Raw genomic sequence first — 3,101 nt, 5'->3', positions numbered from 1 at the left:
ACCTACCGGCTGACTGGCGTCACACGCGCCGCCCACTGCGGGCGAACACCCCCCGACACGGCCCCTTGCGCACGTACCTAGCTGCGGGCAGTCGTGCCGCTTGGGGCGGCACGGGTGGGCGCAGCGGCACCCCGCGCCGCCGGGCTGCGCAAACACCCCCGGCCTCGGCACCAACGCCGAGTGCCCGCTCACATACGGGACACGTTCCGTTCGTACACCAGTCGCAATCCGATCAGCGTGAGCCACGGCTCGTGCTCGTCGATGACCGACGACTCGCCCAGAACCATCGGCGCCAGTCCCCCGGTCGCGATGACCGTGACGTCGTCGGGATCGTCGGCCAGCTCGCGGACCATGCGGTTGACGACCCCGTCGACCTGGCCGGCGAAACCGTAGATGATGCCCGACTGCATCGCCTCGACCGTGTTCTTGCCGATGACGCTGCGGGGCCGGGCCACCTCGATCTTGCGGAGCTGGGCTCCTCGGACGCCGAGGGCCTCGACGGAGATCTCGATGCCGGGGGCGATGACCCCGCCGACGTACTCGCCGCGTGCGCTGACCGCGTCGAACGTCGTCGCCGTGCCGAAGTCGACGACGACGGCCGGGCCGCCGTAGAGCTCAACGGCCGCGACCGCGTTGATGATGCGGTCCGCGCCGACCTCCTTGGGATTGTCGGTGAGGATCGGGACGCCCGTCTTGACGCCCGGTTCGACGAGGACCGCGGGGACGTCGCCGTAGTAGCGGCGCGTCACCTCGCGGAGCTCGTGCAGGACCGAGGGGACGGTCGCGCAGATGGCGATGCCGTCGATGCCGTCGCCCAGTTCGTCGCCCAGGAGCGGGTGCATGCCCATCAGCCCCTGGAGGAGCACCGCCAGCTCGTCGGCGGTGCGGCGGGCGTCCGTGGAGATGCGCCAGTGTTCGACGATCTCCTCGCCGTCGAACAGGCCCAGGACGGTGTGGGTGTTGCCTACGTCGATCGTCAGCAGCATGGCCGGTACCCGCTCCCCTACTCCGCCGGCCGGAGATCGAGGCCGATGTCCAGGACCGGCGAGGAGTGGGTGAGGGCTCCGACGGCCAGGTAGTCGACGCCCGTGTCCGCGTAGGCCTTGGCGTTGTCGACGGTGAGGCGGCCCGAGGCCTCCAGGGCGGCGCGGCCCTGGACGATCGCGACGGCCTCCCCGCACTCGCCCGGCGTGAAGTTGTCCAGGAGGATCAGGTCGGCGCCGGCGTCCAGGACCTCGCGGAGCTGGTGCAGGGTGTCGACCTCGACCTCGATGGGGACGTCGGGGAAGCGTTCGCGCACCGCCTTGAAGGCCTGGGCGACACCGCCGGCGGCGACCACGTGGTTGTCCTTGACGAGGGCCGCGTCCGAGAGGGACATGCGGTGGTTGACGCCACCGCCGCAGCGGACCGCGTATTTCTCGAGGGAGCGGAGGCCCGGTGTGGTCTTGCGGGTGTCTCGGACCCTGGTCTTCGTGCCGTCCAGGACGTCCGCCCACGCGCGCGTGGCCGTGGCGATGCCGGACAGGCGGCACAGGATGTTGAGCGCGCTGCGTTCGGCCGTGAGGAGGTCGCGGGTGCGGGTGGTGACCGAGAGGAGCTTCTGGCCCGCCTCGACGCGGTCGCCGTCCTCCGCGTGGCGCTCGATCTCGAGCTCCTCCTCGCAGACGACCGAGATGACGGCTTCGGCGACGCGGAGGCCGGCCACGACGCCGGTCTCGCGGGCGGTGAAGTCGGCGGTGGCGACCGCGTCCTCGGGGATCGTCGCGACTGTGGTCACGTCCACGCCGCCCGCCAAGTCCTCCTGGAGGGCCACGTTGGCGATGTCCTCGACCTCGACGGGGTCGAGGCCGGCGTCGGCCAGGAGCTGGGCGAGTGCGGGGTCCAGGCCGCACTCGAGGTACGCCTCTTCGTCCGCGCCGCAGGCGCAGCCGTCGCCGCAGCCTCCGGACGGGGCGAGGGGAAGATCGGGGGTGCTCACGTCGGTCACTGCTCCTGGGGGGCCTGGGGCGGGAAGGTCGTAGGGAAGTCTGTGGTGTCCGTGGTGTGCACGGCCAGCGAGCGGTCGGGATTCAGGCGTACGACGATGTGGCGCCGCCAGTCGGTGTCGTCGCGCTCGGGGCGGTCCTCGCGCCAGTGGCAGCCCCGGGTCTCCTCGCGCAGCCGGGCGGCGGCGACCAGGACGCGGGCGACGCACAGGAGGTTGGTGGCCTCCCAGGTGTCGACGCCGGGCTCGGAGGTCTTGCCGTTCTCGGCGAGGGCGTCGCGGGCGTCGGTGTGCAGCTGCTGGAGCCGGTCGGCGGCCTTCGCGAGGGACTCCTCCGAGCGCAGGACGCCGGCCCCGTTCGTCATGATCCGCTGGATCGTGAAGCGGGCCTCCGGGGTCTGCAGGGGGTGCTCGGGGGTCTCCGGGTGCGGGAGGGGCTGCGGCACGCGCGCGTGGAAGCCGCTCGCCGCGATGTCGGCCGCGATGCGCTCGGCGTAGACCAGACCTTCGAGGAGGGAGTTGGAGGCCAGGCGGTTGGCGCCGTGGACGCCGGTGCAGGCGACCTCGCCGCACGCGTACAGGCCCGGGACGGTCGTCCGGCCGTGGGAGTCGGTACGGACGCCGCCGGAGGCGTAGTGGGCTGCCGGGGCGACCGGGATCGGCTCGGTGACCGGGTCGATGCCGTGGGCGCGGCAGGCGGCGAGGATCGTCGGGAAGCGGTGTTCCCACATGTCGGCGCCGAAGTGCCGGGCGTCGAGATACATGTGCTCGGCGTCCCGCTCCTGCATGCGGCGCAGGATGGCCTTGGCGACGATGTCCCGGGGCGCGAGTTCGGCCAGTTCGTGCCGGCCGAGCATGAAGCGCACGCCGTCGGCGTCGACCAGGTGGGCGCCCTCGCCGCGTACCGCCTCGGAGACCAGGGGCTGCTGGCCCTCCGCGTCCTGGCCCAGGAAGAGGACCGTCGGGTGGAACTGGACGAACTCCAGGTCGCTCACCTCGGCGCCCGCGCGCAGTGCCAGGGCCACGCCGTCGCCCGTGGAGACGGACGGGTTGGTGGTCGCCGAGAAGACCTGGCCCATGCCGCCGGTCGCGAGGACCACCGCGGGGGCGTGGACGG

3 protein-coding genes are annotated in these 3,101 nt (G+C 72.5%); all 3 read right to left on the bottom strand.

The features are described from left to right. Positions 1-188: 188 nt before the first annotated feature. On the bottom strand, positions 189-986 hold the full coding sequence (locus SSQG_RS21855; RefSeq protein ID WP_003992012.1) for a type III pantothenate kinase: 798 nt from the start codon (positions 984-986) through the stop codon (positions 189-191). A 17-nt stretch (positions 987-1,003) separates the two neighbouring features. Continuing rightward, positions 1,004-1,978 (bottom strand): carboxylating nicotinate-nucleotide diphosphorylase, encoded by a 975-nt coding sequence (gene nadC / locus SSQG_RS21850; protein ID WP_039935326.1) that lies wholly within the window; start codon positions 1,976-1,978, stop codon positions 1,004-1,006. Positions 1,979-1,983: 5 nt separating this feature from the next. Continuing rightward, a partial coding sequence (locus SSQG_RS21845) for an FAD-binding protein (RefSeq protein ID WP_039933367.1) occupies positions 1,984-3,101 on the bottom strand: 1,118 nt, incomplete at its 5' end.

The organism is Streptomyces viridochromogenes DSM 40736 (genome assembly GCF_000158955.1).
GTDB lineage: Bacteria > Actinomycetota > Actinomycetes > Streptomycetales > Streptomycetaceae > Streptomyces > Streptomyces venetus.
Note: the sequence above shows the minus strand (reverse complement) of the source record. Positions and strands in the feature narration are given on the sequence as shown.